Here is a 24,163-nt window from a genome sequence, read left to right as displayed (position 1 = left end):
AATCTCAAGTATTTATACTGATGTTTGGGCAAGTATGGGTCAGGAAGCTTCAGCTGAGGAGCGAATTCCAATTTTTGAGCCTTATCAAGTTAATCAACAGTTGTTAGACCATGCCGACCCATCAGCAATTGTACTCCACTGTTTACCCGCTCACCGGGGAGAAGAAATTACAAACCAGGTAATCGAAGGCTCGCGATCGCGTGTTTGGGACCAGGCCGAAAACCGTTTACATGCTCAAAAAGCTTTACTGGTCAGTCTTTTAGGGGTTGAGTGAATGGTAAGGGAATAGGGAATAGGGAATCGGGAGTAGGGAATCGGGAATCGGGAGTAGGGAGTCGGGAGTCGGGAGTCGGAACCCACCCCTAACCCCTCCCAGGAGGGGAACGGGAATCGGGAATCGGGAATCGGGAATCGGGAATCGGGAAAAAATCCTGTTTACTTCATAGCTAGGAAAAATGCTATGACTCCCCATCTCCGGTTTCTCCCCATCTTCGGTTTCTCCCCATCTCCGGTTTCTCCCCATCTCCGGTTTCTCCCCATCTCCCCACACTTAACACACTTACCACCCTCCAAAACCGAACAATACTCTGGACAAATGACAATAGTTGATAGTACCAATGTTCTATAGAGCAATCACTAAGAACGACCATTTTTTGTCAAGAGTCTTATGGAAAACCTCACATCTGCTCAACAAGAACTCTACGATTGGCTGGTTAATTATATTCGGGTGTCACACCATGCCCCTTCGATCCGGCAAATGATGAGAGCAATGAACTTGCGCTCACCAGCACCGATTCAGAGTAGGCTGGAACATTTGCGTAGTAAGGGATATATTGATTGGACGGAAGGAAAAGCCCGGACGATTAGGCTGCTGCGGCATTCTAATTTGGGAGTTCCTGTCTTAGGAGCGATCGCAGCCGGGGGCCTAGTGGAACCCTTCACCGACACAGTTGAGGAGTTGAATATATCTGGCTTCTTCCACCAACCAGGTAACTTTGCTCTGCGGGTTACTGGAGACAGCATGATCGAAGATTTAATTACAGAAGGGGATGTGGTGATTATGCGACCAGTGCCTGATCCCGATGACATCAAGAATGGTCTAATTGTAGCGGCACGGGTGGATGGACATGGTACAACCTTGAAACGTTTCTATCGTAAGGGTCACAAAGTTACTCTCAAACCCTCTAATGCTAAGTACCACCCCATAGAAGTGATGGCAAAACATGTTCAGGTTCAAGGAGTATTAGTTGGTGTCTGGCGGGGATATGAGCAGCATCTAACACCAGCAGCGATACATTAGACTTCCCAACAGTTGTCCGGAATAGGGAACAGGGTTTCCTATTCCCTGGGCTATAATTAGTCTCTACGACTCTTCATTATCATCTTCCTCTTCTGCTTCTCTAATCGCTTCATCTAGCCGGTCATTAGCATCCTTAGCTAGCTTAACAAAACGCATACTTGATGCTAATCCCACACTGGTAGTAACTATTCCATCAGATAGCTTGTTGGACATTAATAATCCTGCCCCGATTAGACCCACAATCCCGCTTATAATTGTAGCCCCGACAAGCAAGTTAAAGGCAAGCTTGGCTTGACGAATGCGCTCGTTAAAGTAGGTGGTTTCTGGGTCAGATTCTTTGTTTGATTTAGACATGATTTATTCAGCCTTTAGTTGAGTAACCCTCTTATCTCCAACTATAGGCTCAATAAATTAATATTAGTAATTTGTGATTTCAAAGTTCACTTAGTTCACGATTTTTACTATTGGTGAATATCAAAAAATATCTCCGTGATTAGTTGTTCACTGCTTTCTAAAAAATCGTGAAACTAGGGAATAGGTAGTAGTTGATGTAGGGTGGGCAGTAAGTATCATCCCGATGGTAAGCTTTGGAATTAGTATGATTACTGCCCCCCTTACGATTGATTTTACTCTATCTTACAATTAATTTTCTGTTGGTGGGCAGAGAAGTTGATGTAGGGTGGGCAGTAAGTATAATCCCGATGGTAAGCTTTGGAATTAGTATGATTACTGCCCACCCTAGGATTCATTTTACTCTATTTTACAATTAATTTTCTGTTGGTGGGCAGAGTAGTTGATGTAGGGTGGGCAGTAAGTATAATCCCGATGGTAAGCTTTTAAATTGGTATGATTACTGCCCACCTTACGATTCATTTTAGCAAAAATTTATACAACTACTATTTTATAATTTATTTTCTGCTGGTGGGCAGTGCCGATTTAACCTGCTACAAGCTTTGAAATTGCTATCAAGCACTGCCCACCCTACGATTCATTTTACTGACTACAAGCTAAAAAAAAATATAGGAACACTGCCCACCCTACGATTCATTTTAACTTACGATTCATTTTACTATATTTTACAATTTATTTTCTGCTGGTGGGCAGTGCCAATTAAAGCTACTACAAGCTTTGAAATTGCTATCAAGCACTGCCCACCCTACGATTATACGATTTATTTCACTCTCCACAATCTCCATATTTCGTAATAAAAAAAAATCTCTAAATACCTTGACAAATGATTAATTTATAAATATATTAATAATATAATCAATTTACACGAGTCACGATTCATGACCAACAACATTCCGCCTAACTCCGATGACAATAACACCCCAGAAAACCCTGGTCGCAAACGTAAGAAAGTCAAGCACTTATTGGTTGGTTCTCCTGAACAAGTTCGGAAGACAATTCTTGCCATTTATGGCCTTAAGTACGCCTATCCCGACGAGTGGAGCACTCCCGAGCCTACCGGTAAGCCCGGTGAGGTTATGAGCAGCTTGATTCGCTATTTTTATGTAGACTAGGATAGTAATTTGCCAGCGATGCAGCGCGGTCTTGGGGGTTTCCCCCATGAGCGACTGCATCAAGACAGGGTTTTGACGCCCTGGCGACCATCAGTGAAATTTGTTTTGTGGAGGTTAGTTTACTGAGTTAGAAGTTGGAATGTTGTTGTTTTGGATCAGTTGCTGAGGTAAGCATTCAGTGGTCAGTGGTCAGTGATCAGCGGTCAGCCGTCAGCCGTCAGCGGTCAGCCGTCAGCCTTGGCCTTTGGCCACGCTACGCGAATGGCTAATAGCTGATAGCTGATAACTGATTGCTAATCAGCTGATAGCTGATCAGCTGATTAGCTCAGCAATACTTGTAATGGCTTATATATTAGAATTCGGTCAAGAATTGCTTAACCAAAACTTGACCGAATTTTTTTTGGTAAGCTATCAGCCGTCAGCAGTCAGCGGTCAGCGGTCAGCCGTTGGCCTTTGGCTGTTCGCGTAGCGTGCCCGTAGCGCATAAACTGATAGCTGATAGCTGATAGCTGATAGCTGAATGCTTACGAACAAACTTCACGTTAGTTCACGGCTCTTCACATCTTCACATTAGTGAAACTCCAAGAAAATCTCGGTGATTATTTTTTCACTGCTAAAAAAAACTTCGTGAAATTATTGTCTCTATCTTGATGAAATCATCAACAATACTTTAAACTAACTATAGGACTACCTAGGGCACAAGCAGCGATCGCCTATGATTAGTAAAGAAGCCTTCCAGGAAAAATTCAAGACCATGCCTTGGAAAAGGCGACAAGTGTTGGAGGCGGTGGTGGGCGGCAAGAAAGATAAAGAAATCCAATACAAAGTGCTAGATGCCACTCATGACTCTAGTGTAAGAAAGCATATTCAACAAATCTATCAAGACTTTGATATTGAAGCTAACGGTTGTAAGAGTCGTTGTGACTTAGTTGAAATCGTTAATACCTATAAGCCGGAATTAGTGGCTGAACAAGTATTAAAAGAGTGCGGGTTGTCATCGTCTCGACCTAGAGCTGATCAAGAGATTTATATTGAGCGCCCACCCATGGAAGCTCGTTGTTATCAGGAAATTGTTAAACCAGCAGCGTTAATTCGGATTAAAGCGCCGAAACTGATGGGCAAAACCTTACTGATTCATAAGATTATCGCCCATGACCAAAAACAGGTTTATGGCAGGGTTTACTTAAACATGAATGGGCTAGATTTCACTAATTTAGATATATTTTTAAAGTCGTTTTGTGGACAAGTTGGTAACAAACTGAAATTGGCCAATCAGTTGCAGACCTATTGGGATGATAGTTTTTTTACCAGTGTAGACAACTGCACGGCCTACTTTGAAGAGTATTTGTTAGACTCTTTAGAAAGTCCATTAGTGTTGTGCTTGGATGACCTTGATCGAGTGTTTCAGCATCAAGAGATTGCGGAAGGATTTCTGCCCTTGCTCCGTAGTTGGCATGAGAGTGGTAAGTTTGAGGATAGTTGGGAAAAACTGCGCTTGGTGGTGGGTCATGCCACGGAAATTTATATTGATTTAGATATCAATAAGTCGCCGTTTAATGTGGGAGTACCTATAGAGTTACTAGAGTTTAATGCTCAGCAGGTTAACGAGTTTGCCGAGAGTTATGGGTTGACCTTATCTGTGGATTCAATAACCAAGCTGATGGCAATGGTTGGGGGACATCCCTATTTATTGTCCCAAGCTTTTTATCATATGAATAATCACCAAGCAGTAGAAAATACCCTGGATAAATTTTTGGATTTAGCCCCCACAGAAGCAGGAATTTATCGCAGTCATCTGCTCTCACTCTTAACTAGTATTCAAGAGCATCCCCAATTGCTGGACGCTGTTAAACTATTAGTTAGTACAGCCAAGCCGGTGCGCCTAGATGCTAATATAACTCGCAAGTTGGAAAGTATGGGACTGGTTCAACGCCATGGGAATGATTGTAGTTTGAGATGTAATTTGTATCGTCAGTATTTTAGCGATCGCATTTTAGGGAATAGGGAGCAGGGAGTCGGGAGTCGGGAGTCGGGAGTCGGGGTAATATCATTATTATCAACACAGCAGGAACAGGACTTAGGCAATGCCCCCTAAATCCTTCAATTATGGGAAACTTTGACATCAATGCCCCCTAAATCCCCCAATTCTGGGGGACTTTGACATCACTCCCCCATCTCCCCACACTTCCCACACTTCCCACACTTCCCACTGTTCCCTGTTCCCTATTCCCTGTTCCCTATTCAACAATGAACAATCAACAATCAACAATCTACAAAGTAGGGGGGAGTTTAGCTCAAGATGAGCCCACTTATGTGACCCGAAAAGCTGATCACGAGCTTTATCAGGCATTGATGGCTGGGGAGTTTTGTTATGTGCTGAACTCCCGACAGATGGGTAAGTCCAGTTTGCGGCTACGAACCATGGAAAAGCTAACAAAGGCGGGAGTAGCTTGTGCCTCTATTGATGTGACCAGGATTGGCAATCAAGTAACCTCCCAGCAGTGGTATGGTAGTTTGATGAGAAGTCTGGTTACTAGTTTTAAATTAAAGGAAAAAATCAAGCTAATCCCTTGGTTAAAAGAGCGTGAACAATTATCACCAGTGCAGTGGTTAGATGAGTTTATTGAGTCGGTTATCCTAGAAGAAATAAGTCAACCGATTGTTATTTTTCTCGATGAAATTGATAGTATTATTAAAGTTACGTTTAAAGATGATTTATTTGCCTTAATTAGGGCGTGTTATAATCAAAGATCCGAAAATCCAGCCTACAATCGTCTAAGGTTTTGTTTGCTCGGGGTGGCAACTGCAGCAGATTTAATTCAGGATAAACAGCGCACCCCCTTTAATATTGGTCGGGATATTCAGTTAACTGGGTTTACCTTTCAGGAAGCCAAAGAGCCTTTGGTTCTGGGTTTGGTAGGCCAGGTGGATAATCCTGAACAGGTTTTAGGTGAGATAGTAAACTGGACGGGGGGACAACCCTTTCTGACTCAGCGGTTGTGTCGTTTGGTGGTCGAGACCTGGGCATCGGGAAATAGTCTTTCCGTAGAACAGATAGTGCGTACCCAGATCATTGAAAATTGGGAAACCCAGGATGAACCGGAGCATTTGAAGACTATACGCGATCGCATTCTCAGAAATGAGCAACGGGCTGGGAGGCTGTTGGGTTTGTATCAGCAAGTCTTGGATCAGGGCAGCATACCTGCGGATGGCAGTGAGGAACAGACGGAATTAAGGTTATCGGGGCTGGTGGTTGAGTGTCATGGCTGTTTAAAGGTTAACAACCGGATTTATCCGGAGGTTTTCAATTGCGATTGGGTCAACAAAGAATTGGCCAGACTGCGCCCCTACGCTGAGGCTTTTACCGCTTGGGTTGATTCTGGGTGTAAGGATGAATCTCGACTGTTGCGGGGGAAAGCATTAGAGCAGGCGGAACAATGGTCTAGTGGAAAAGCCTTAAGCGATTGGGATTCCCAGTTCTTAAGAGCTAGTCAGGTTTTAGACAAGCGAGAAGTACAAAAGGCTTTGGCCGCTGAGAAAGAGGCTAGTAAGATATTAGCCAAGGCTCAAGAGAAAGCTAAGCGAACCATACGCATAGGGGGAATTGTAATGGGTTTGTCCTTACTTGCAGCAAGTGTTGCGGTGGTCACTAATATCAAAGCTACAGAAAAAATACAGGAAGCCAAATTAGCCACGAAACTGGAACAGCAAGGGAATGATATTTTACGACAGTTACAGGATAATGTTTACTACGACACCAGTACAGAAAGGGAAAAGCTTTTGTATGAGGCAATGGAGACTGGGCAAAAGCTAGATAATCTCGTTAAAGATGGTCGCCCCCTGGATCATTATCCTGCTATCAGTCCTCTATATGCCCTCCAGCAGAGTATTAGTAAATTCCAAGAACGGGCGGTGGTCACCGGGCATCAGGACAAGGTAACTAGTGTAGAATTTAGTCCTTCTGGAGAAAAGATTGCCACTGTTTCATGGGATCCGACTGCTAAAGTTTGGGACTTACAAGGAAATGAACTAGCCAAGCTCAAAGGGCATCAGGACGAGGTAACGAGTGTAGCCTTCAGCCCGGATCTACAGAGGCTGGCCACTGCTTCAAGGGACGGCACTGCCAGAATTTGGGACAACAAGGGCAATCAATTAGCCCTACTCACCGGGCATCAGGACGAGGTAACGAGTGTAGCATTCAGCCGGGATGGAGAGAGGCTCGCCACGGCTTCATTGGACAACACTGCCAGAATTTGGGACAAAAAGGGCAATCAATTAGCTGTGCTCAAATTGCATCAGGACAGGGTATCAAGTCTAGCCTTCAGCCCGGATGGACAGAGGCTGGCCACGGCTTCAAGGGACGGCACTGCCATAATTTGGGACAACAAGGGCAATCAATTAGCCCTGCTCACAGGGCATCAGGGCTTGGTATCAAGTCTAGCCTTCAGCCCGGATGGACAGAGGCTGGCCACGGCTTCAAGGGACGGCACTGCCATAATTTGGGACAACAAGGGCAATCAATTAGCCCTGCTCAAAGGGCATCAGGACGAGGTATCAAGTCTAGCATTCAGCCCGGATGGAAAGAAGCTGGCCACGGCTTCATTGGACAAAACTGCCATAATTTGGGACTTACAGGTCAATGAAATAGCCGTGCTCAAAGGGCATGAGCACAAGGTATCAAGTCTAGTATTCAGCCCGGATGGACAGAGGCTGGCCACGGCTTCAGAGGACAAAACTGCCAGAATTTGGGACAAAAAGGGCAATCAATTAGCCGTGCTCAAATGGCATCAGGACAGGTTATCAAGTCTAGCATTCAGCCCGGATGGACAGAGGCTGGCCACGGCTTCATTGGACAACACGGCCAGAATTTGGGACTTACAGGGCAATCAATTAGCCCGGCTCACAGAGCATGAGCACAAGGTATATAGTCTAGCATTCAGCCCGGATGGAAAGACCCTTACCACTGCTTCATTGGACGGCACTGTCATAATTTGGAAGGTTGAAAGTTTAGGTGATCTGCTCGCTAGGGGCTGTGAATTGCTGGAAGATTACTTTGTTAGGCATCCTGAAGCTAAAGAGAAGTTATGGGTATGCCAGAGGGAAAAGGGAACAGGGAACAGGGAATAGGGAATAGGGAATAGGGAACAGGCAAGAGGCAAGAGGCAAGAGGCTCTGAGGCTCAACAACGGTATTCAAATACTCACCGTCGAGGTTCAGAGGTTCGTTCACGAGGCTCAGAGGCTCAACGTTTATCTTCAAATACTCAACGTTGAGGCTCAGAGGCTCAACCACGGTACTCAAATCATCAACGTTGAGGCTCAGAGGCTCAACCACGGTATTCAAATCATCAACGTTGAGGCTCAGAGGCTCAACCACGGTACTCAAATCATCAACGTTGAGGCTCTGAGGCTCGTCCACGAGGCTCAGAGGTTCAACAACGGTATTCAAATACTCACGGTCGAGGTCCAGATACTCGTCCACGAGGTCCAGATACTCGTCCACGAGGTCCAGATACTCAACTACGATATTCAAATACTCGAAGACGATATTCAAATACTCGACGGAGAGGTTCAGATACTCAACAACGGTATTCAAATACTCAAGGTCGAGGTCCAGATACTCAACAACGGTATTCAAATACTCAAGGTCGAGGTTCAGATACTCAAGGTCGAGGTTCAGATACTCATGGTTGATATTCAAATACTAAAGGTTGAGGTTCAGAGACTTAACGGTGATATTCAGAGGCTCGCTCACAACTGATTAATGTCATCCACACTCAACCCAGTATATTCAGCAATATCCTTCAGGGGTAACCCTGCTGCCTTCATCTGTTTAGCAATCTTTTGTATACCTGCTTGTTCACCTTCTTGTCTACCTTGTTCGAGACCTTCTTGTCTACCTTGTTCGAGACCTTCTTGTCTACCTTGTTCAAGACCTTCCTGAATTAAGGTTTGATTAACACTGTACATATCCCGGTACACCTTCAGACTATCCTGGTACAGGGCTTGCTCCTCAGAGGAGAAATTGGCAATCTCGGCCACCTCAAATAGCTGGGCAAACACATTCCCTTGCAACGGTTCAGGGGGAGCATTACAGCTGGCGAGATGCCTCAATAAAAATAACCACTTATCAAAATGGGTTTCTAGTTGATCAACAGATTTAGTAAATTTTGGTAGTTCCACATAGATGAATTTCAACTTATCGTAGAACACTTCACACCGCTGATTTTTTAGCTCTACCACATGCAACAGTTCTGAATCCTGCTTATGGTCATCAAAACAAAAATCCAGAATACCGACAGTGTAGACTGCCGTTAGCTTATAATTCCAATTTCCCTGTTGCGCCTGTTCTTGGATCGGGAAAGTGGCATAGTAGACACTGCGGTCTTTGAAGAACGTTTGTTTTGCCTTTTGCATTTCCACAATGAAACGTTCACCGGTTGTGCTCTGGCAATAAATATCGAAAATCGCTCTTCTGTCCACTAAAGTGTTACCCAAGAACTCCGGATTCTTAATGGTGACATCCTGAATCTGATGGTGAGGAGGCAACAGAGTATTCAAGAAATCGATCAACAGTGCTTTGTTGGGCTCAGTGCCAAAGACGCGCTTAAATCCGAAATCCGTGAGCAGGTCAATGTATTTATCTGGCAAGGGGAAAACCATATCAAATATCTCCCTATTTCCGGATTGGGTGCATCTCTTTGATTTTACTAAAAAACTCTGGAGCTGTTGCCCCTATTGCCTATTGGGGTGCATCTCACGTTTGCTGTTTGATCCTGTGGGTGTAACGGGCATCAGGCGTGGAACAGGCTTCCAGCCTGTGGCAATTTTCGGACGGGCTATCCCAACACTACGAGGCGGAAAATCAGTGCGAGCCCGTCCCAACACTGGCGGTGCGTTACGGGACGGGCTATCCCAACACTACGAGGCGGAAAATGAGTGCAAGCCCGCCCCTAACGCACCCTACGCACTGGCTTCCCCCTTAATCAGGGGGACGGGAGGGGGATCCCGTCCGAATCTGATATGATATCTCAATCCGTGACCAGCAACCGGAATTTATGCAACTCGTTGATTGGCTGATTGTCCTAGTCTACTTAGTCTTGTCCCTCGGATTAGGACTATACCTATCTCGCAAGGCTTCTGGCAGTCTTGTGGATTTCTTTGTTTCGGGGCGATCGCTCCCGTGGTGGTTAGCCGGTACCAGTATGGCTGCCACTACTTTCTCCATAGATACCCCCCTCTACATTGCCGGGGTAGTTGGCAATCGAGGCATTGCGGGCAACTGGGAATGGTGGAGTTTTGGCATATCCCATCTGATCATGATTTACATCTTTGCCCGGATGTGGCGACGCTCAGAAATTGTTACGGATGCCGAACTCACCGAAATCCGTTATGGTGGCTCCATCGCTGCCCTATTACGGGGAACCAAAGCCTTTCTGTTTGCGGTACCAATCAACTGTATTGCCATTGGCTATGCCATGCTAGCCATGGTCAAAGTAGTAGGTGCTCTAGAAATTTGGCAAAGCCTTGGTATTGCGCCCGAAGCCAGTAGTGTAAAACTCTGGAGTGTATTAGGAATAAGTATTCTAGTCTTAGTCTACGCTGGCTTTGCTGGACTGTGGGGCGTAGTAGCTACAGATTTCTTCCAATTCTTTTTTGCCCTACTCGGAGCAATGATAGTTGCTGTAGTTGCCATTAACCATGTCGGTGGTATTCATCAACTAATCCCAAAAGTGCAGGAAGTCACCCAACAGGATGTACTAGCCTTTTTTCCCCTCACTGTCGGTTCCGGAGGGATTAGTTGGAGTGAAACCGCTGGCATCAGTGCTAGCACATTCTCTGCCTATATCTTCCTGCAATGGTGGGCATGGCGTCGCAGTGATGGCGGTGGTGAATTTGTCCAGCGCCTGGCCGCATCCAAAAATGAAGCAGATGCCGAGAAAGCCGCTTGGCTATTCAATATCTTTCACTATGTAATCAGGACCTGGCCGTGGATCCTAGTTGCCCTAGCCGCAATGGTAATCTATCCAGATTTGGCAGACCGGGAATTGGGCTATCCCAAACTGATGCTAGATTTTCTGCCACCAGCCATGCTCGGGATAGTGGTAACCTCCCTGATTGCCGCATTTATGAGTACCGTGTCTACCTCCATTAACTGGGGAGCCTCCTATCTCACTAATGACCTCTATTTGCGCTTTTTTCATCCCCAGGCCAGAGAATCGGAACTGGTCTTAGTGGGGCGGATTGCATCAGTGCTGGTCACGGTTTTAGGAGCAATTGCCGCCTTCTTTGCCACAGACGTTGCCACGGTGTTCCGGTTAGTAATTGCCATTGGTACCGGACCGGGATTAGTGTTAATGTTACGTTGGTTCTGGTGGCGGATTAATGCTGCTGCTGAACTAACCGCCATGGTTGCTGGTTTTGTAGTCGGGTTTGGTACTAGTGTCGTGCCAGTTATTCAGATTCCTGACTTTGGTTGGCGTCTGCTAGTAACAGCTGGAATTACTGGTGTGTTGTGGGTAGTGGTAATGTTGCTCACTCCACCAGAATCTGATACCACCTTAGATGAATTTTATCGACGGGTGCGTCCAGCAGGGCCTGGCTGGAAACGTCAGCAGCTTCGCACCGGTTTAGCCCCAATCCAGGATTTGGAACACGATCTAAAACGGGTGCTGGCATCGATATTGCTAATGTTTGGAGCAATGTTAGCCATTGGAGGATTTTTGTTGCTAAAGCCCTTGACCGGTTGGGTTTCTCTGGTAATAGCCGTTCTAGGATGGATGTGGTTGCGTCAGATTAAAGGGAGTAGGGAGTAGGGGATTAAAGGCAAGAGGCAAGAGGCAAGAGGCAAGAGGCAAGAGGGGAGTGTGGGAAGTGTGGGAAGTGTGGGAAGTGTGGGGAGAAAGGGGAGTGTGGGGAGTGTGGGGAGTGTGGGAAAGATAGGAAATTATGAGAAGTTTGGAGATAGGTAATTGCAAGGACTATACTATTAAAGCGGTTGTCATAATTATCAGGTACAGTCAATTTTATTACCCCGATTCCCGACTCCCGATTCCCGATTCCCGATTCCCGATTCCCTGTTCCCTGTTCCCTTAAAAAAACCATAGTAATAATGGTAAATCTCCAAAACCCTTTGGTAATCGTCCTGGTTATCCTAATTTTAGTAATCGGGGTGGTATTTTTTATCTACTCTCAAGCCCAGAAAAAAATGACCGAACCGAAACCATCTAACTACGAACTTTGTCGTAACGATCAGATTAATCAACCTAGCTATTATCCCATCAATCAGACCCTATCATCAAGTCTTTATCAACCCGTTAGTGAGTGGATAGGACGACTGATCGAGCTGCAAAAGGATGAACGAACAACTGATGATTCCGTACTGTTTGAAGTCTACCATGCTGCTCCGGAGTATCAGCATCTGGTAGGAGAGATTGTGACCTTAGGATGGAGTAAGGATGCTCCAGGGATCCAAGACTATGTGAAGCGAGTTACCATAGATATTAATTTTAATCAAACCACTGAAGATAGCATGACAGGGGGCGCTATGCATCCGGTTCGATTAAATCATCTGAATCGGGTAGGTCCCCTGGAATCTTTGGCTGCAGCCAGACCTGACGATAATGTGATTGTCATGGTAAACAATCCAGTTGTGACTGAGTCAGAAACAACGACATCTTTGACTATTGCCGAAGACCCAGTGCAAATTACCGGTCGCTTCTATGGCTTGGTTACCATTATTAAGCGGGAGACACTTGAAAGCGATCGCTTTCAAGTATCTCACTTTAATAAAGACTCAAAACAATTTGATGGACCTCAAGAAATTATTCGTATTCCTCAAGTGGTGGCTGACCGGTATGACATCCCTAGATCTACCAATTCCCAGATTGAAGACTCTCCTCTAAATAGCGCTGGTTGGTATATTTATGGTGCTCAGGATCCTGACGGCATTTTTGTTACCCAAGGGATTGAACCTAGGGCTTTGATGATGCTAGAGCCAGATCAAGTAATTTTGGGAGTTGAGGAAGGGGTAACTTACATTAAGGAAAAAAATTGGGAAAATACCGAACAGCAAAAAGGTACTGCCAAGACAGTTCTGCTGGATCCTTTAGCTGAACAACCAGACGCTGCGATATCCCCTTGGCAGGAGGGAGACCGGGGAATTGTCATCCATCTTTATGGGGGAATTGGTGGTAATAAAAAAGATGAACGTGTCCTTTTTAATATGGTAAGCGGTCACTTTGCCTATGGTATTGCTCATGTAGTGCGTGACCCATTAAGCGATGAATTACGCTTTGATATAGAGTACCAGCAAGTTTATGCTAGTAACCCCGATGGCATTATTGCAGGGTCAATCAAATGGCCGAACTATATGGGAAATTTGCAGCGGGGTTGGTTAGGCAATCGACCTGTTTCTGATGTGATTGTTAAATTGGATGCTGTCACCCAAGACTACGAGTTTGGTGATATTAAACTATCACCTTTGGATGAATTGAAGCATCAGTTACAAGTCATGATGGCTCGCTACCGCACGGGGGATGGTGACGGTGCAGCATTGGCTTCACCAGCAGAGTCCTGTGTGCAAGACTCCAATCAAGCGCTTTATGTAGCCATCCAACAGATAGAAGATGAAGTGAATGACAATCCTGAAATTCAAGAGTGGTTGAACAGTCATCCAGATCATCCCCAAACTCAGCGATTTCAACAATTATCCGAGTTGGGACAAGCACTAGAACAACAGCTGACTCCCCTAGGAATTGTTCGTAGTGACTGGAAGGAAAATTCTGAAACCTTGGTGGGAGTTGCTGCTAGTGACAGTCCAATTATGTCGATCCTCCGAGGACTTGCTAGCTGGCGGACTGTACTACCGCGACGTGGTCATGATGAAATCGCTAGTCTTTTGTTAAACCATGGCGCTAAACTTTGGGTTATCCGCACTAATCAAGTGGGGGGATTCGATCCTGATATTATCCCCTATGCTCCGACTACGTTATTTTAGAATGTAGAATGTAGAATGTAGAATGTAGAATGTAGAATGCAGAATTTAGAATGCAGAATTTAGAATGTAGAATGTAGAATGCAGAATTTAGAATGCAGAATTTAGAATTATACATCTCGGGGGGTGACATGAGCCCTAAAAAGCTTAGTAGTATATAAGGCTTTGACGCCAATGAGCTCAGGTAAGATACACTCGGAAACTAACCCGACTTTGATTGTGTGGAAGCGAGGGAGCCTTATCACTATGTCAAATGTCAGCCCAAAACAGCATGTATCTTTTGATCACTTATGGGCTAAAATTACTACCCAGTAACGATTTAAGCTTGCTTGCATCTCACCCCCCCAGATTCTAAATTCTAAATTCTTAATTCTACATTCTTAATTCTACATTCTTAATTCTTAATTCTTCATTCTTCATTCTAAATTCTTAATTCTTCATTCTTACTTCAAAGTTGACCTTGCCATCGTTGTCAACCGTCTTAGCAAAGGTTGCAGCATCTCTGGAACTGCTGTATCACCAATTTCCACAGTTTTTTTCCGTCCAGCAACTTCTACGGTCAGTTTGTAGCTAAACTGATCTGCACCCGGTGTTGATGACATCAGCTGTGCTGGTAGCTCAAAGAAACTATTAGTATTAATCATGGCTTGCAGCTGATCAGCTTCTTCTGGCGATAGGGATTCAGTATCAACCTCAGTTGCCATATTCATCCCCATAAAACCGCCAGTACGCTCAAAGTGTATTTTCATAACACCCCCGTCTTTACTACTAAAATCTTGCTTAGACCATTGTGATTAATTATAAGGATTAATTGTAGTGATTAATCCTACAGATTAATCCTAGGGTGGGCAGTGGGTAAAAACGCGATGTTCGAAAAGAACCGCTTCGCGATTGGCCGTTGGCCACGCTACGCGAACGCAAACTGGCTCCATCGGTATAAGACTACCCATTAAGGTGTTTGACATTGATACAAGCTTAAAAGCTGTTGTAGTCAATTTAGCATGCATGCCTTGCGCGTAGCGCCATAACAGGCACTGGGTGCATTTCAATGCATGCTGTTTGACCCGCTGGGTGGAATGGAAATTATGGGTGCAATGGTGATCAGGGGTGGAACAGATATCAGGGGTGGAACAGGAATCTTGCCCGTTACCATTCAGCCTGTGCCAACCAAGCCTGAAGAGGCGTTGCTTAATAATGAAATGATTTTAAGAGTTCTGTGGAATGGATATCTTGCCCGTTTCTGATATTTTCAGACAGGCAGGAGCCCACCTCACTCATATTCATTACTTGATTCAGGAATGCCCATTTGTCTATCTGTGATTGCTTTGTTTTAAGCATTAAAAAAGTACTATTCTGGTTTAAGAGGTTGTCTGAGAAGTCTCATTTGCTACATTCAAGCCCCCTAAATCCCCCAATTTTGGGGGACTTTTACCAACAAATGGATTCTTGTTCCCCCCAGAATTGGGGGGCTAGGGGGGCAAAATTCAGTATCAAAAAACTTTTCAGATATCCTCTAAACAATAACTCAAATAAATTTATTAGCTAAAGAATATTGATCAATGTTGGTATATAAAAGCAAAACTTCCTCCCCTGGCTGAATATCTTTCGATGCGATTAAATGTGCCCATAGACCAATCTCATCTTTAACCCAATTGATATAAGCATTGGGGGTTTCCGAATGATTACATAGGGATGAAAGACCAAAGGCAATATAACCGCCCACATTTTGTTTTTTTTCATATTCTGCAGGGATTACGAAGCAGTACTTAAACACTTCAGTTTTATTGATAATTGACCATTGTTCGGCAGGAAATGATCCCACTGGGGCAGCCTCAATCAATGTGTCTTTGGTAATCAGTTTTGTTGATACAATTCCTCGTTCTTTTTTATCAAAAAATTTAACTTCAATCATTGATATAGTACTTCGATAAGTTTAACAAAGTAGGCATGAAAATAATGCTTTTACCATTTTATTATTATACTATGAAATCTACTTAAAATAGTACCATACAGCACAGCATGGCAATATTTTTTTTAATACTTACTATTCATGAAAATTTACTTTACAGCATTTTTCATTCTATTCTCCAAGCACTCACACTAGGTCAGGCTTTGAGCTTACTTTGACGGTCGTAAGAGCCACGAGAGGTTTTCCCATCGATGTAAATCAGCTTGATATCTAATTGATCCGTAAGATACTCTATCCAGCGCAATAAAAAGTCATGAAACTGTTCTGGGTCAATCAGGGCAAACACTCGCGAGCGTCGTGTCGTGAGACGGTATCCCATTTGGCAACTCCAAAAGCGATGCAGCGCCTTCACGCGGGGGTTTCCCCCGGAGACAAAACCTTAGACAGTTGAGCCTTTATGGTTGGTAGGCTATGCAGAAAAGGGGTAAAACTTATTGATTAAGGCTCAACTGTCTTACGGTAAATTCAAACCACTCGCGCTTTGCATCAAGACAAGGTGGCTAACCACTCGTATTCTTCGCGGGCCTTAGGTAGCGACCGCCACCATATTATCTGCTCCAGCTAAAGTGGCGCTTGATCCCAATCGCTACAATAGACCTCTTGCAAAAGTCCAATAAAAAAGATATAAATGGGTCAGTATAAGGGAAAATAATGACCTATCAAAAAGTTAAAGATTTAACTAACCAGGAGTTCAAACGCCTTTGTGGGGTAAGAATTGAGACTTTTACTCAGATGGTGAAATTAGTAGAAGAAAATGAAAAACAGAAGACAAAAACCGGGAGACCATCCAAATTGAGTCTAGAAAATCAAGTATTGATGACCCTGGAATACTTACGAGAATACAGAACTTACTTTCATATTGGTCAACATTGGGGACTGAATGAATCAACAGTGTACCGAATAATTCGGGTCTATAGAAAATATTTTAATTAAGTCCTTCGAATTTAGAATTCCAGGAAAAAAACAATTATTGAAATCAGGTAACCAAATCGAGATAGCAGTTATTGATGTAACGGAAACTCCGATTGAGCGTCCAAAAAAAAACCGAAAAAGTCCTACAGTGGTAAGAAGAAAAAGCACACCTTAAAATCTCAAGTTATCATTGATGAAAATAGCAAAGAGATAATCTGTATTGCTTACGGTAAAGGAAAAGAACATGATTTTAATTTGTTCAAAAAGAGTAAAACTAATCTCTCGGTAAAAACTAAATGTCTGGCAGATCAGGGATATCAAGGAATTCAAAAAATACATAAAATGAGTCATATTCCTCATAAAAAACCTCCCAAGAGTAAATTATCACCTCTCCAAAAAGAAGAGAATCGTCAGCTAGCTTCACAAAGAATTGTGATTGAACATGTCTATCGGAATATCAAAATATTTAAAATATTTTCAGAGCGATATCGTAACAGAAGAAAAAGATTTGGTTTGCGCTTTAATTTAATTGCTGCTATATACAACTACGAACTTTGTTTGTTGGCGAAGCCTGTCCGAAGGACAAAGAAAAAATTTAGCGATCGCTACTTTTGCAAGAGGTCTACTATCTACCAGCAGATGGTCTGGTTTACGCTTTGTTCTGGGGTCATCTAAGTTCTTGAGTTCATCGATAATGGTGCGTTTGACCCTTTTAACAGGATCAGATGGCCTCGAACTGGATGTTGGTGTTGAGCTAGACCCTGGTGCAAATCCTTTAGTCATGGCAATTAACCGAAGGAGAGACGATATTAGCTAGTGGAGCACGATTGAACCAATATTGTCTACAATCTCAGAGCAAGTATTAAAGCCTTTTTGTCAAGTAAATCTGATCTAAAGTTAAGTGCGATTACCCTGGGCATCTATGCCTTCCCCAGCGAGCAGATGACCTTGGTTGTGAGTTCTCTGTCATTAGGTGCAAGATCTGAGAATACCCCATGTCTGGTGTTTTTGCGTAAGTCCTGCTAGTATAGAATGTTAAGTTAACCAAGATTAGAAGGAGCAAATATGAATTACAGTGGTCTGGCAGAAAAGACTGTTCAAACACTGGATTGTATTGCCCAGGAGGGCGCTAAAGAAATAGCAGCAGCCTTTGATTTGGCTACCAGAACTAACTACATCCACCTTGTGTCGACTTTTTATCATTATTCTGCTCCTGGCGAAACACAACTGTTAAGAGCAGCTGAGGCAGCTCCTACTAATGCCATGAAAATGCTATATATTCATCTCGCCAGAGACGAGGCTGATCACGATATATTAGCAATACGAGATCTTAAAGCACTGGGCTATAAGCTTGAACCAGAATCGAAGTTAACAGCAGGCTATCATGCCTATTGGAGCAACTTTTCAGATGAAAAAGTAATAGAGTATTTGGGTATGAATGTCGTTATAGAGTATCTTATAAGTTACCTAAACTCCTGTGCGAAAACTATGCGCGAAAGACTCAAACTAAAAGCAGAAGAGTGTAGATGGTTGCAACTACATTGTGAAGAAGATGAACAACATGGCGAAGCTGCTGTGAAATGTGTGAAAGAGCACATAAATGAGCGATTCGCAGACTTAATGATTAAAGGCGGTATGGGAGACAAGAGACGCTTTGTCAGTATGTTTATTGATGCTTTGCAAAATAATGCTTCTCTGAATCCACTGTAAGCTCCTTTATTATTAAACTGCTCACATCTGGAGATAACTGAAAATATTTTTTTATATTTTCTGCGCAACAAAGATATCGAACTATGAATAAACAGGTAGATACAATGTCAGATAAATTTGGATATAAAAGCCTTAAAGAAGAAAATTTACCTCAACGGGAGATGTCTGCATCTGATCGATTTATTGACATTGATGCACGAAAAGATTGTTGCGATTTGCCATCTAATATATGGCCGTTTCTAATTGAAAGTAGCTACAAACAGCATTGGAAGGAAATTCCTATTTGGAAGAGTGCTCTGGAAATGGTGATTTACCCAATGCTTCTGTACGAACTAAGACCTAAAGTAGTCATTGAAATTGGGGCGTTTACAGGCGGTAGTGCTGTCTGGATCGCTGATCATCTGCAGATCTTTGAGATTCCATGCCAGGTTTACTCTGTTGACATTAATCTTGCCTTCTTAGACAAGAAATCACAACAAGACGATCGCATCACTTTCATTGAGGGTGATGTCAACAAAATTGAGGAATTATTTTCTGCCAAAATGCTTTCTGAATTAGATCATCCCTGGCTAATTATTGAAGATGCTCATGTCAATGTCTCTGGGATTTTAAGCACTTTTCATTCTCATGGACATGCTGGAGACTATATTATTATTGAGGACACCAATCTAGAGTGCTGGAAGTATTGGGATGAAAACTTTGAAGATATTGGTGATGTTAAGAGTGACAAGATTAGAGAGGTTAGTAGATTTTTGATGCAGTATAAAGACACTTACAAGATTGATGCTTTTTACCAAGACATTTTTGGATATAACGGTTCAAAATGTTGGAATTCAATCATCAAAAGAATGTTGTAAAATCTGTTAAAAACCTCAATCTCAAGGTGAGATGACTCCTGGCAGGGTTGCGAGCGTCTATGGGGGGAGTTTAGTAGTCCTGTAGAAGTAGTGATTTTACATCTTTTTTCGGTAGTGGTACAAAAGTAGTGATTTTAATCCCCGAAACCTTGACGCTTACCGTAGCCAAATCACTACATCTTTACCACTACCATTTTTTTGGCATTGCTGAATCTTCGAATGATTATGAGTAGGGTGGGCATCCTGCCTGTCCGGAAATATTGATAACGGGCAAGATGCCTGTTCCACGCCTGATGCCCGTTCCACAAAACTATTCAAATCATTCCACTATTCAGCAATGCCAAAATCTGAGCCTATGGATGGTGCGTTACTGGACGGACTTTGCCAGGCCCGAAAAGGCGGAAAATTTGGGCGAGCCCTTCCCTAACGCACCCTAAAGAATTTCCTAACCTTAAGAGGAGGGGGTGAAAAAAGACCTGATAAAGTCTGGCGCACCTGCGGAGCATCCTGGGGGTTCAGAGGGTTGAGGTGCCGGAGGCTTTTCAATAATCTCAACACCTACCTCTTCCCAACCTTTACGGACAGCTTTTTGTTCCAGGCTGCCAACACCAAATCGGTCACCTGCCACCTTGTATGTCTCTCTGGCAGCATCCTTAAAATCTGAGGTGGAACCCAGCTTATCCCTCAAGGTAAGATACCAGATCCAACCGGCCTTGTCCCAAGCGTATCCACCAATGTCCAGAGCAGCAATGTAGAAGGCTCGGTTGGGGATACCAGAATTGATATGAACCCCACCATTATCTTGAGACCCGGTGTAGATGTCTCTCATATGACCTGGTTGAGGGTCTTTACCTAGTCTGGGGTCGTTATAAGCACTCCCTGGTTCTTTCATGGAGCGAATGCCTTTAGCATTGACATTCTCAGTAAACAGACCAGCTCCAATCACCCAATCCGATTCACTAGCAGTTTGGTTCAGTGTCCGTTGCTTAACTAGGATTCCGAACACATCAGCGAAGTGTTCGTTGAGAGCACCTGGTTGATTCCGATAGACCAGTCCTGCTTCATATTGGATCACCCCATGGGTCAGCTCATGACCAATAATATCGATGGCGATAGTAAAGCGATTGAAGAGTCTCTCCTCTTCTGGCAAATCTTCATCCCCATCCCCATAGGTCATCTGTTGACCATTCCAGAAGGCGTTGTCAAAACCGCGCCCATAATGAACGGTTGAGGTCAACACCACCCCTCGATCATCAATCGAGTTCCGCTCGTATATGTCACGATATAAATCAAAGGTGGCTCCAGAACCATCGTAGGCTTCATCTACTGCTGTGTCACCTGTGGCCGGGTCTCCTTCCCCCCGGACTTGACGGCCAGGTAAACGAGTTTGGTAGTCTGCATGGCAGATCACCCGTTGTTTTGCTGCTCCTGGTTCTCGGGAACTGGGTCGTGTGGAGAAGTCAGCTAATTCCTGGCGCACCCCACGGAACTGACCAGATTCCACTAGGGCGCTCAATGCCCGTTCTCGCTGCATAGGGCTTCCCTGTTCTGAAACTTCCCGCAGCATATACGCCGGAACAATACAGTGCAGAGGGTTGTGGTGGTGATGGTGGTGATGGTGGTGATGGTGGTGATGGTGGTGATGGTGGTGATGGTTTATCTTGGTAGGCATAGTAGTATTTAAGTATTTTTGCTATTACTATGATCGCCCTTGCTAGCTCAGGTTTTATTGCCAAGTTTTATTGCCAGAAGCAACACCTTGGAAACCTTGCCAGCCACTTTTAATCATAGCGAAGTCAACTCAAAACAGTTTCTGATTTATGGCATTGCTTATTGGTCGGATGATTAAGTCTGTTCTATCTTTCCTTACTTCCAGTCTCTTCACCCTGTTTCACCGTTTCATAAAACATCCCCCCAAATCAGCAACGCCTTTATCTGTGGTGTCTCGATTGAAAAAATCGATACCCAAATCAGCATTACATTATAGGTTAGATTTCCGAGCTTTTAACTCTTTGATACAACAATCGTTACAATATAGTCGGATTGTATTATTTTTTCCTGATTAGTCATTGGCAAGGGTTCAACATTTTTTAATATCATGGAATAGCCATCAAAATTTTTAACGGCTAAATTTTCTTGGGCTGCTCTCAGGGTTAACTCAACCTCCTCTGGTTGTGAGTTTTCCTTAACAACCTCGAAGGCAATGGTGACTTGTCCTGGCTGCACACAAACCGCATCAACTGGGCATCTGGAATCCTCTACTATATCCAGAACCTTAACTTGCATCGTTTTCGATTCCATTAAGGCCATCTGATCGATATGAAGTTGAATCTCTTGATTTAAATCCGCCTTAACCAAATTTTCTGTTGCTTGAATCTCTTGATTTAAATCCGCCTTACTCAAATTTTCCGTTGCTTGAGTACAACCGAGCATCGGTTGAATCAGACTACAAATGATAATCAGTTTGATGAACCCTGAGACTAAAGCTAATCCGTTCGATTTCGTCATGATTGACCACCCCAAGTCGGTGTAAATGTAAGCCGTCAGCCGTCAGCCGTCAGTGGTCAGTAGTCAGTGGTCAGGGGTCAGGGGTCACCCGTTCGCTGATAGCTGATAGCTGATAGCACCTCAAGTAGCGTGCGCGTAGCGCATTAGCTTAAGTTTAACTTAGCAATCAAAGCACTAACGGGCTAAAAACCCGATCGTTCTTCAATTGAAATTATCTGAAGTTATCGAGTTAGTTACTCCTTGTCTTCCTGCTATTTTTTTTGAATTACTTGCATTAGAAGCAACACTGTCCCCTTTAGGAGAGAGAGAGTTGCTTAAACCTATAGGGAATAATCCCACCAGCTCAATGCTGGTGATGGTAACCTTTTCGCACCTACTTATTTTACCCTACTTATTTTAGAGTATTTTATCTTAATTGACATAAGAATAAACCGAAAAATCCTCAAGATCCTAACCGTGACTGTAATCCTATGGTAACCATTCAGCCCAAGGCTGATCAGCTATCAACTATTTCTGAAGGGTAACAGAACTCTGCCCTGCCAAACCGGGTCTCGAAAAAGTGCCCTATTTGAAAAAGCGATTAGGGCTGACTCTCTTTATTGATCCAGCATTGTCTTATCTTAGCTAAGAGCTGAATGGTGATGTCGGATTTGAATACAATATCTTGCGATTTATTAATTAACGTAAATTTATCAATCCAGGAACTTGCAACAATGAATTGAAATCAATTAACTGGTAAATAAGGGTAAATGCTATTCGAGGATCAATACTCTTACCCATAAGCCGGTCTTGCATAGGTGGGTCACGTTTTTGAGAGCTATACGACTTATCACGACCAAGCTTAGATATTGTTTCAGTTTATGGAACATCATGACTAAAAGTTTGTTAAAAATTTATCCCCTTGGCCATCTCAGTCTTGCTTTGGTGGAATGGGTATTACTGGCATGGGCGATTCGCCTGTGGCGTCGCTCAACTAGTCTGGCCATGATTGTGCTGCCAATTGTGCTAGCAAGCATTAGCTATGACAATCTAGTTCTGGCCATGGGGAGCCTGATTGGTGAAGGAGATCTCCTGAAATCACTGAGTATGGTGCGCTTCCTATTACACTTCTTAGTAGTGCCGCTGTTCATTGTAATTGCTGTTGAGCTAGCTCACCGCGCTGGAGCAGTTTGGGCTAATACAATTGTACGAGTTTTCTCCTGGGTGCTTGCCCTAGGACTGGGTGGGTTTGAAGTGGCGACCCAGTTTGTTGGCCTAGAATTGGTTCCAGTCACCTTTGCTGGCACCTTGCGCTACACAGTAGCGGAAGTGAGTGCTCCACCAATTGTAACAATTTTGGTCAATTTGTTCGTGCTGCTGATTGGTATCGGCATCTGGGTAAGGCTGAAATGGCCATGGCTATTTGTGGGAACCTTGGTTGCCCTAATTGGCAATGCTGTACCGATTTCTCGAGTTGGGACCCTTGTCGGTAGTGCCTCTGAATTCGTCATGGCTCTGAGTTTGCTATTAACTGAGCGGCGGACACAGTTTGTTCGTGCCCAACTCGGCTCAGGTGAAAAGACAACGAAGGTTGAAGGTTGGGTTGAAGGTTGAAGGTGGGGTTGAATGTTGAAGGTTGAATGTTGAAGGTTGTTCGCGTAGCGTGGCCTTTGGCCAAGGTTGTTCGCGTAGCGTGGCCTTTGGCCAAGGTTGGGTTGAAGGTTGTTCGCGTAGCGTGGCCTTTGGCCAAGGTTGTTCGCGTAGCGTGGCCTTTGGCCAAGGTTGGGTTGAAGGTTGTTCGCGTAGCGTGGCCTTTGGCCAAGGTTGTTCGCGTAGCGTGGCCTTTGGCCAAGGTTGGGTTGAAGGTTGTTCGCGTAGCGTGGCCTTTGGCCAAGGTTGTTCGCGTAGCGTGGCCTTTGGCCAAGCTTGGTTTTAATGTTGTTCGCGTAGCGTGGCCTTTGGCCAAGGTTGAAGGGTTAATAACCTGAAAGCTGTAACCTGTAACCTCTAAGCTCTAACCTGTAACCTGTAACCTCTAACCTGTAACCTTCAACCTCTAACCTTCAAGCTGCAACCTGCAACCTGCAACCTGCAACCTGCAACCTGTAACCTTAAACCTGCAACCTTAAACCTGCAACCTGCAACCTTCAACCTGTAACCTTCAACCTCTAACCTGTAACCTGTAACCTCTAACCTGTAACCTTCAACCTCTAACCTTTAACCTTCAACCTCTAACCTGTAACCTTCAACCTCTAACCTTTAACCTGCAACCTGCAACTTAGTTATCCTAAAAGAGCTTACTGCCATGAATGCCGAATTTAAATTTAGACCAATTCCCTTTGCTTGGGTTGCTATCCATCCCAAGCCGATAGGTGTGTTCAGTTAATTGGTGGTGCGTTTTCGGAAGTTT

General features: G+C 44.0%; 24 protein-coding genes and 2 pseudogenes. 15 read left to right on the top strand and 11 right to left on the bottom strand.

Annotation, left to right across the window (positions count from 1 at the left end; genetic code table 11):
- Positions 1-274, top strand: a pseudogene (locus tag LYNGBM3L_RS29775) (ornithine carbamoyltransferase); the annotation flags it as partial.
- Here LYNGBM3L_RS29775 and LYNGBM3L_RS44580 read toward each other — a convergent pair.
- Positions 260-523, bottom strand: a complete 264-nt coding sequence (locus LYNGBM3L_RS44580) for a hypothetical protein (protein WP_154659959.1) — start codon at positions 521-523, stop codon at positions 260-262. The pseudogene LYNGBM3L_RS29775 and the gene LYNGBM3L_RS44580 overlap by 15 nt on opposite strands.
- Before the next feature lie 144 nt (positions 524-667).
- On the opposite strand from LYNGBM3L_RS44580, the gene lexA reads away from it, so the two are divergent.
- Positions 668-1,300 (top strand): transcriptional repressor LexA, encoded by a 633-nt coding sequence (gene lexA, locus LYNGBM3L_RS29765; RefSeq protein WP_008190176.1) that lies wholly within the window; start codon positions 668-670, stop codon positions 1,298-1,300.
- A gap of 63 nt (positions 1,301-1,363) precedes the next feature.
- Here lexA and LYNGBM3L_RS29760 read toward each other — a convergent pair whose 3' ends face one another.
- Complete coding sequence (locus tag LYNGBM3L_RS29760) at positions 1,364-1,654, bottom strand: TRADD-N-associated membrane domain-containing protein (RefSeq protein WP_008190174.1); 291 nt, start codon at positions 1,652-1,654, stop codon at positions 1,364-1,366.
- Between the two features lie 935 nt (positions 1,655-2,589).
- Between LYNGBM3L_RS29760 and LYNGBM3L_RS29755 the strand changes: the two genes are divergently transcribed.
- The 5 genes from LYNGBM3L_RS29755 to LYNGBM3L_RS29745 all read left to right on the top strand — a co-directional run bounded on the left by LYNGBM3L_RS29755 (position 2,590) and on the right by LYNGBM3L_RS29745 (position 7,950).
- Positions 2,590-2,823, top strand: a complete 234-nt coding sequence (locus LYNGBM3L_RS29755) for a hypothetical protein (protein ID WP_008190172.1) — start codon at positions 2,590-2,592, stop codon at positions 2,821-2,823.
- Between the two features lie 134 nt (positions 2,824-2,957).
- Positions 2,958-3,092 (top strand): hypothetical protein, encoded by a 135-nt coding sequence (locus LYNGBM3L_RS49100; RefSeq protein WP_267872111.1) that lies wholly within the window; start codon positions 2,958-2,960, stop codon positions 3,090-3,092.
- A 71-nt stretch (positions 3,093-3,163) separates the two neighbouring features.
- Positions 3,164-3,292, top strand: coding sequence for a hypothetical protein (locus LYNGBM3L_RS49095; protein ID WP_008190170.1), 129 nt, complete (start codon positions 3,164-3,166; stop codon positions 3,290-3,292).
- 246 nt (positions 3,293-3,538) lie between these two features.
- Positions 3,539-4,918, top strand: a complete 1,380-nt coding sequence (locus LYNGBM3L_RS29750; RefSeq protein ID WP_008190168.1) for an AAA-like domain-containing protein — start codon at positions 3,539-3,541, stop codon at positions 4,916-4,918.
- A 152-nt stretch (positions 4,919-5,070) separates the two neighbouring features.
- Entirely contained in the window at positions 5,071-7,950 is a 2,880-nt protein-coding gene (locus LYNGBM3L_RS29745; RefSeq protein WP_008190163.1) for an AAA-like domain-containing protein, read from the top strand.
- On the opposite strand, the gene LYNGBM3L_RS46215 is transcribed toward LYNGBM3L_RS29745, so the two are convergent.
- Together LYNGBM3L_RS46215 and LYNGBM3L_RS29735 are read right to left on the bottom strand one after the other, a co-directional pair.
- Positions 7,906-8,523, bottom strand: a complete 618-nt coding sequence (locus LYNGBM3L_RS46215; protein WP_008190161.1) for a hypothetical protein — start codon at positions 8,521-8,523, stop codon at positions 7,906-7,908. The two genes, LYNGBM3L_RS29745 and LYNGBM3L_RS46215, sit on opposite strands and share 45 nt — an antisense overlap.
- 50 nt (positions 8,524-8,573) lie before the next feature.
- Complete coding sequence (locus LYNGBM3L_RS29735) at positions 8,574-9,485, bottom strand: Rpn family recombination-promoting nuclease/putative transposase (RefSeq protein ID WP_008190158.1); 912 nt, start codon at positions 9,483-9,485, stop codon at positions 8,574-8,576.
- A gap of 395 nt (positions 9,486-9,880) precedes the next feature.
- Between LYNGBM3L_RS29735 and LYNGBM3L_RS29730 the strand changes: the two genes are divergently transcribed.
- The 3 genes from LYNGBM3L_RS29730 (at position 9,881) to LYNGBM3L_RS29725 (ending at position 13,821) form a co-directional block, all read left to right on the top strand.
- Positions 9,881-11,638, top strand: coding sequence for a sodium:solute symporter family protein (locus tag LYNGBM3L_RS29730; protein ID WP_008190157.1), 1,758 nt, complete (start codon positions 9,881-9,883; stop codon positions 11,636-11,638).
- Between the two features lie 133 nt (positions 11,639-11,771).
- Positions 11,772-11,918, top strand: coding sequence for a hypothetical protein (locus LYNGBM3L_RS46210; RefSeq protein ID WP_154659958.1), 147 nt, complete (start codon positions 11,772-11,774; stop codon positions 11,916-11,918).
- Between the two features lie 16 nt (positions 11,919-11,934).
- A complete protein-coding gene (locus tag LYNGBM3L_RS29725) occupies positions 11,935-13,821 on the top strand; it encodes a hypothetical protein (RefSeq protein WP_008190155.1) in 1,887 nt (628 codons plus the stop codon).
- A gap of 440 nt (positions 13,822-14,261) precedes the next feature.
- On the opposite strand, the gene LYNGBM3L_RS29720 is transcribed toward LYNGBM3L_RS29725, so the two are convergent.
- A complete protein-coding gene (locus LYNGBM3L_RS29720; RefSeq protein WP_008190153.1) occupies positions 14,262-14,567 on the bottom strand; it encodes a protealysin inhibitor emfourin in 306 nt (101 codons plus the stop codon).
- A 327-nt stretch (positions 14,568-14,894) separates the two neighbouring features.
- Here LYNGBM3L_RS29720 and LYNGBM3L_RS29715 point away from each other — a divergent pair, with 327 nt between their 5' ends.
- On the top strand, positions 14,895-15,062 hold the full coding sequence (locus tag LYNGBM3L_RS29715; RefSeq protein WP_165691823.1) for a hypothetical protein: 168 nt from the start codon (positions 14,895-14,897) through the stop codon (positions 15,060-15,062).
- A gap of 281 nt (positions 15,063-15,343) precedes the next feature.
- On the opposite strand, the gene LYNGBM3L_RS29710 is transcribed toward LYNGBM3L_RS29715, so the two are convergent.
- Together LYNGBM3L_RS29710 and LYNGBM3L_RS42115 are read right to left on the bottom strand one after the other, a co-directional pair.
- Positions 15,344-15,730, bottom strand: a complete 387-nt coding sequence (locus LYNGBM3L_RS29710; RefSeq protein WP_008190148.1) for an SET domain-containing protein-lysine N-methyltransferase — start codon at positions 15,728-15,730, stop codon at positions 15,344-15,346.
- 193 nt (positions 15,731-15,923) lie between these two features.
- Positions 15,924-16,106 carry a hypothetical protein gene (locus LYNGBM3L_RS42115; protein WP_193374721.1) on the bottom strand — a complete coding sequence of 61 codons (183 nt, stop codon included), beginning with the start codon at positions 16,104-16,106 and terminating at the stop codon, positions 15,924-15,926.
- Positions 16,107-16,438: 332 nt separating this feature from the next.
- On the opposite strand from LYNGBM3L_RS42115, the pseudogene LYNGBM3L_RS49575 reads away from it, so the two are divergent.
- The 3 genes and pseudogenes from LYNGBM3L_RS49575 to LYNGBM3L_RS29690 all read left to right on the top strand — a co-directional run.
- Positions 16,439-17,254: pseudogene (locus LYNGBM3L_RS49575) on the top strand (IS5 family transposase); the annotation flags it as partial.
- Between the two features lie 510 nt (positions 17,255-17,764).
- Positions 17,765-18,409 carry an iron-containing redox enzyme family protein gene (locus tag LYNGBM3L_RS29695; protein WP_008190140.1) on the top strand — a complete coding sequence of 215 codons (645 nt, stop codon included), beginning with the start codon at positions 17,765-17,767 and terminating at the stop codon, positions 18,407-18,409.
- Positions 18,410-18,492: 83 nt separating this feature from the next.
- Positions 18,493-19,266 (top strand): CmcI family methyltransferase, encoded by a 774-nt coding sequence (locus tag LYNGBM3L_RS29690; protein ID WP_008190138.1) that lies wholly within the window; start codon positions 18,493-18,495, stop codon positions 19,264-19,266.
- 156 nt (positions 19,267-19,422) lie between these two features.
- On the opposite strand, the gene LYNGBM3L_RS44570 is transcribed toward LYNGBM3L_RS29690, so the two are convergent.
- The 3 genes from LYNGBM3L_RS44570 to LYNGBM3L_RS29680 form a co-directional block, all read right to left on the bottom strand.
- Positions 19,423-19,584, bottom strand: a complete 162-nt coding sequence (locus LYNGBM3L_RS44570) for a hypothetical protein (protein WP_154659957.1) — start codon at positions 19,582-19,584, stop codon at positions 19,423-19,425.
- A 133-nt stretch (positions 19,585-19,717) separates the two neighbouring features.
- Entirely contained in the window at positions 19,718-20,833 is a 1,116-nt protein-coding gene (locus LYNGBM3L_RS29685) for a M4 family metallopeptidase (protein WP_008190136.1), read from the bottom strand.
- Positions 20,834-21,270: 437 nt separating this feature from the next.
- The gene (locus LYNGBM3L_RS29680) at positions 21,271-21,774 is read right to left on the bottom strand and encodes a hypothetical protein (protein WP_008190132.1); all 504 of its coding nucleotides are present in this window, start codon (positions 21,772-21,774) and stop codon (positions 21,271-21,273) included.
- 870 nt (positions 21,775-22,644) lie between these two features.
- Between LYNGBM3L_RS29680 and LYNGBM3L_RS29675 the strand changes: the two genes are divergently transcribed.
- Entirely contained in the window at positions 22,645-23,367 is a 723-nt protein-coding gene (locus tag LYNGBM3L_RS29675; protein WP_008190128.1) for a hypothetical protein, read from the top strand.
- On the opposite strand, the gene LYNGBM3L_RS42110 is transcribed toward LYNGBM3L_RS29675, so the two are convergent.
- Entirely contained in the window at positions 23,261-23,719 is a 459-nt protein-coding gene (locus tag LYNGBM3L_RS42110; RefSeq protein WP_131826906.1) for a hypothetical protein, read from the bottom strand. The genes LYNGBM3L_RS29675 and LYNGBM3L_RS42110 overlap by 107 nt on opposite strands.
- Positions 23,720-24,163: the final 444 nt, after the last annotated feature.

This window comes from Moorena producens 3L (assembly GCF_000211815.1).
GTDB lineage: Bacteria > Cyanobacteriota > Cyanobacteriia > Cyanobacteriales > Coleofasciculaceae > Moorena > Moorena producens.
This window is presented reverse-complemented; position numbering and strand designations above follow the sequence as displayed.

Coding starts and splice junctions, on each gene's coding strand:
- LYNGBM3L_RS44580 (WP_154659959.1), bottom strand. CDS start 523: ATGGGGAGAAACCGGAGATGGGGAGAAACCGAAGATGGGGAGAAACCG.
- lexA (WP_008190176.1), top strand. CDS start 668: ATGGAAAACCTCACATCTGCTCAACAAGAACTCTACGATTGGCTGGTT.
- LYNGBM3L_RS29760 (WP_008190174.1), bottom strand. CDS start 1,654: ATGTCTAAATCAAACAAAGAATCTGACCCAGAAACCACCTACTTTAAC.
- LYNGBM3L_RS29755 (WP_008190172.1), top strand. CDS start 2,590: ATGACCAACAACATTCCGCCTAACTCCGATGACAATAACACCCCAGAA.
- LYNGBM3L_RS49095 (WP_008190170.1), top strand. CDS start 3,164: ATGGCTTATATATTAGAATTCGGTCAAGAATTGCTTAACCAAAACTTG.
- LYNGBM3L_RS29750 (WP_008190168.1), top strand. CDS start 3,539: ATGATTAGTAAAGAAGCCTTCCAGGAAAAATTCAAGACCATGCCTTGG.
- LYNGBM3L_RS29745 (WP_008190163.1), top strand. CDS start 5,071: ATGAACAATCAACAATCAACAATCTACAAAGTAGGGGGGAGTTTAGCT.
- LYNGBM3L_RS29735 (WP_008190158.1), bottom strand. CDS start 9,485: ATGGTTTTCCCCTTGCCAGATAAATACATTGACCTGCTCACGGATTTC.
- LYNGBM3L_RS29730 (WP_008190157.1), top strand. CDS start 9,881: ATGCAACTCGTTGATTGGCTGATTGTCCTAGTCTACTTAGTCTTGTCC.
- LYNGBM3L_RS46210 (WP_154659958.1), top strand. CDS start 11,772: ATGAGAAGTTTGGAGATAGGTAATTGCAAGGACTATACTATTAAAGCG.
- LYNGBM3L_RS29725 (WP_008190155.1), top strand. CDS start 11,935: ATGGTAAATCTCCAAAACCCTTTGGTAATCGTCCTGGTTATCCTAATT.
- LYNGBM3L_RS29720 (WP_008190153.1), bottom strand. CDS start 14,567: ATGAAAATACACTTTGAGCGTACTGGCGGTTTTATGGGGATGAATATG.
- LYNGBM3L_RS29715 (WP_165691823.1), top strand. CDS start 14,895: ATGGAAATTATGGGTGCAATGGTGATCAGGGGTGGAACAGATATCAGG.
- LYNGBM3L_RS29710 (WP_008190148.1), bottom strand. CDS start 15,730: ATGATTGAAGTTAAATTTTTTGATAAAAAAGAACGAGGAATTGTATCA.
- LYNGBM3L_RS42115 (WP_193374721.1), bottom strand. CDS start 16,106: ATGGGATACCGTCTCACGACACGACGCTCGCGAGTGTTTGCCCTGATT.
- LYNGBM3L_RS29695 (WP_008190140.1), top strand. CDS start 17,765: ATGAATTACAGTGGTCTGGCAGAAAAGACTGTTCAAACACTGGATTGT.
- LYNGBM3L_RS29690 (WP_008190138.1), top strand. CDS start 18,493: ATGAATAAACAGGTAGATACAATGTCAGATAAATTTGGATATAAAAGC.
- LYNGBM3L_RS29685 (WP_008190136.1), bottom strand. CDS start 20,833: ATGCTGCGGGAAGTTTCAGAACAGGGAAGCCCTATGCAGCGAGAACGG.
- LYNGBM3L_RS29680 (WP_008190132.1), bottom strand. CDS start 21,774: ATGACGAAATCGAACGGATTAGCTTTAGTCTCAGGGTTCATCAAACTG.
- LYNGBM3L_RS29675 (WP_008190128.1), top strand. CDS start 22,645: ATGACTAAAAGTTTGTTAAAAATTTATCCCCTTGGCCATCTCAGTCTT.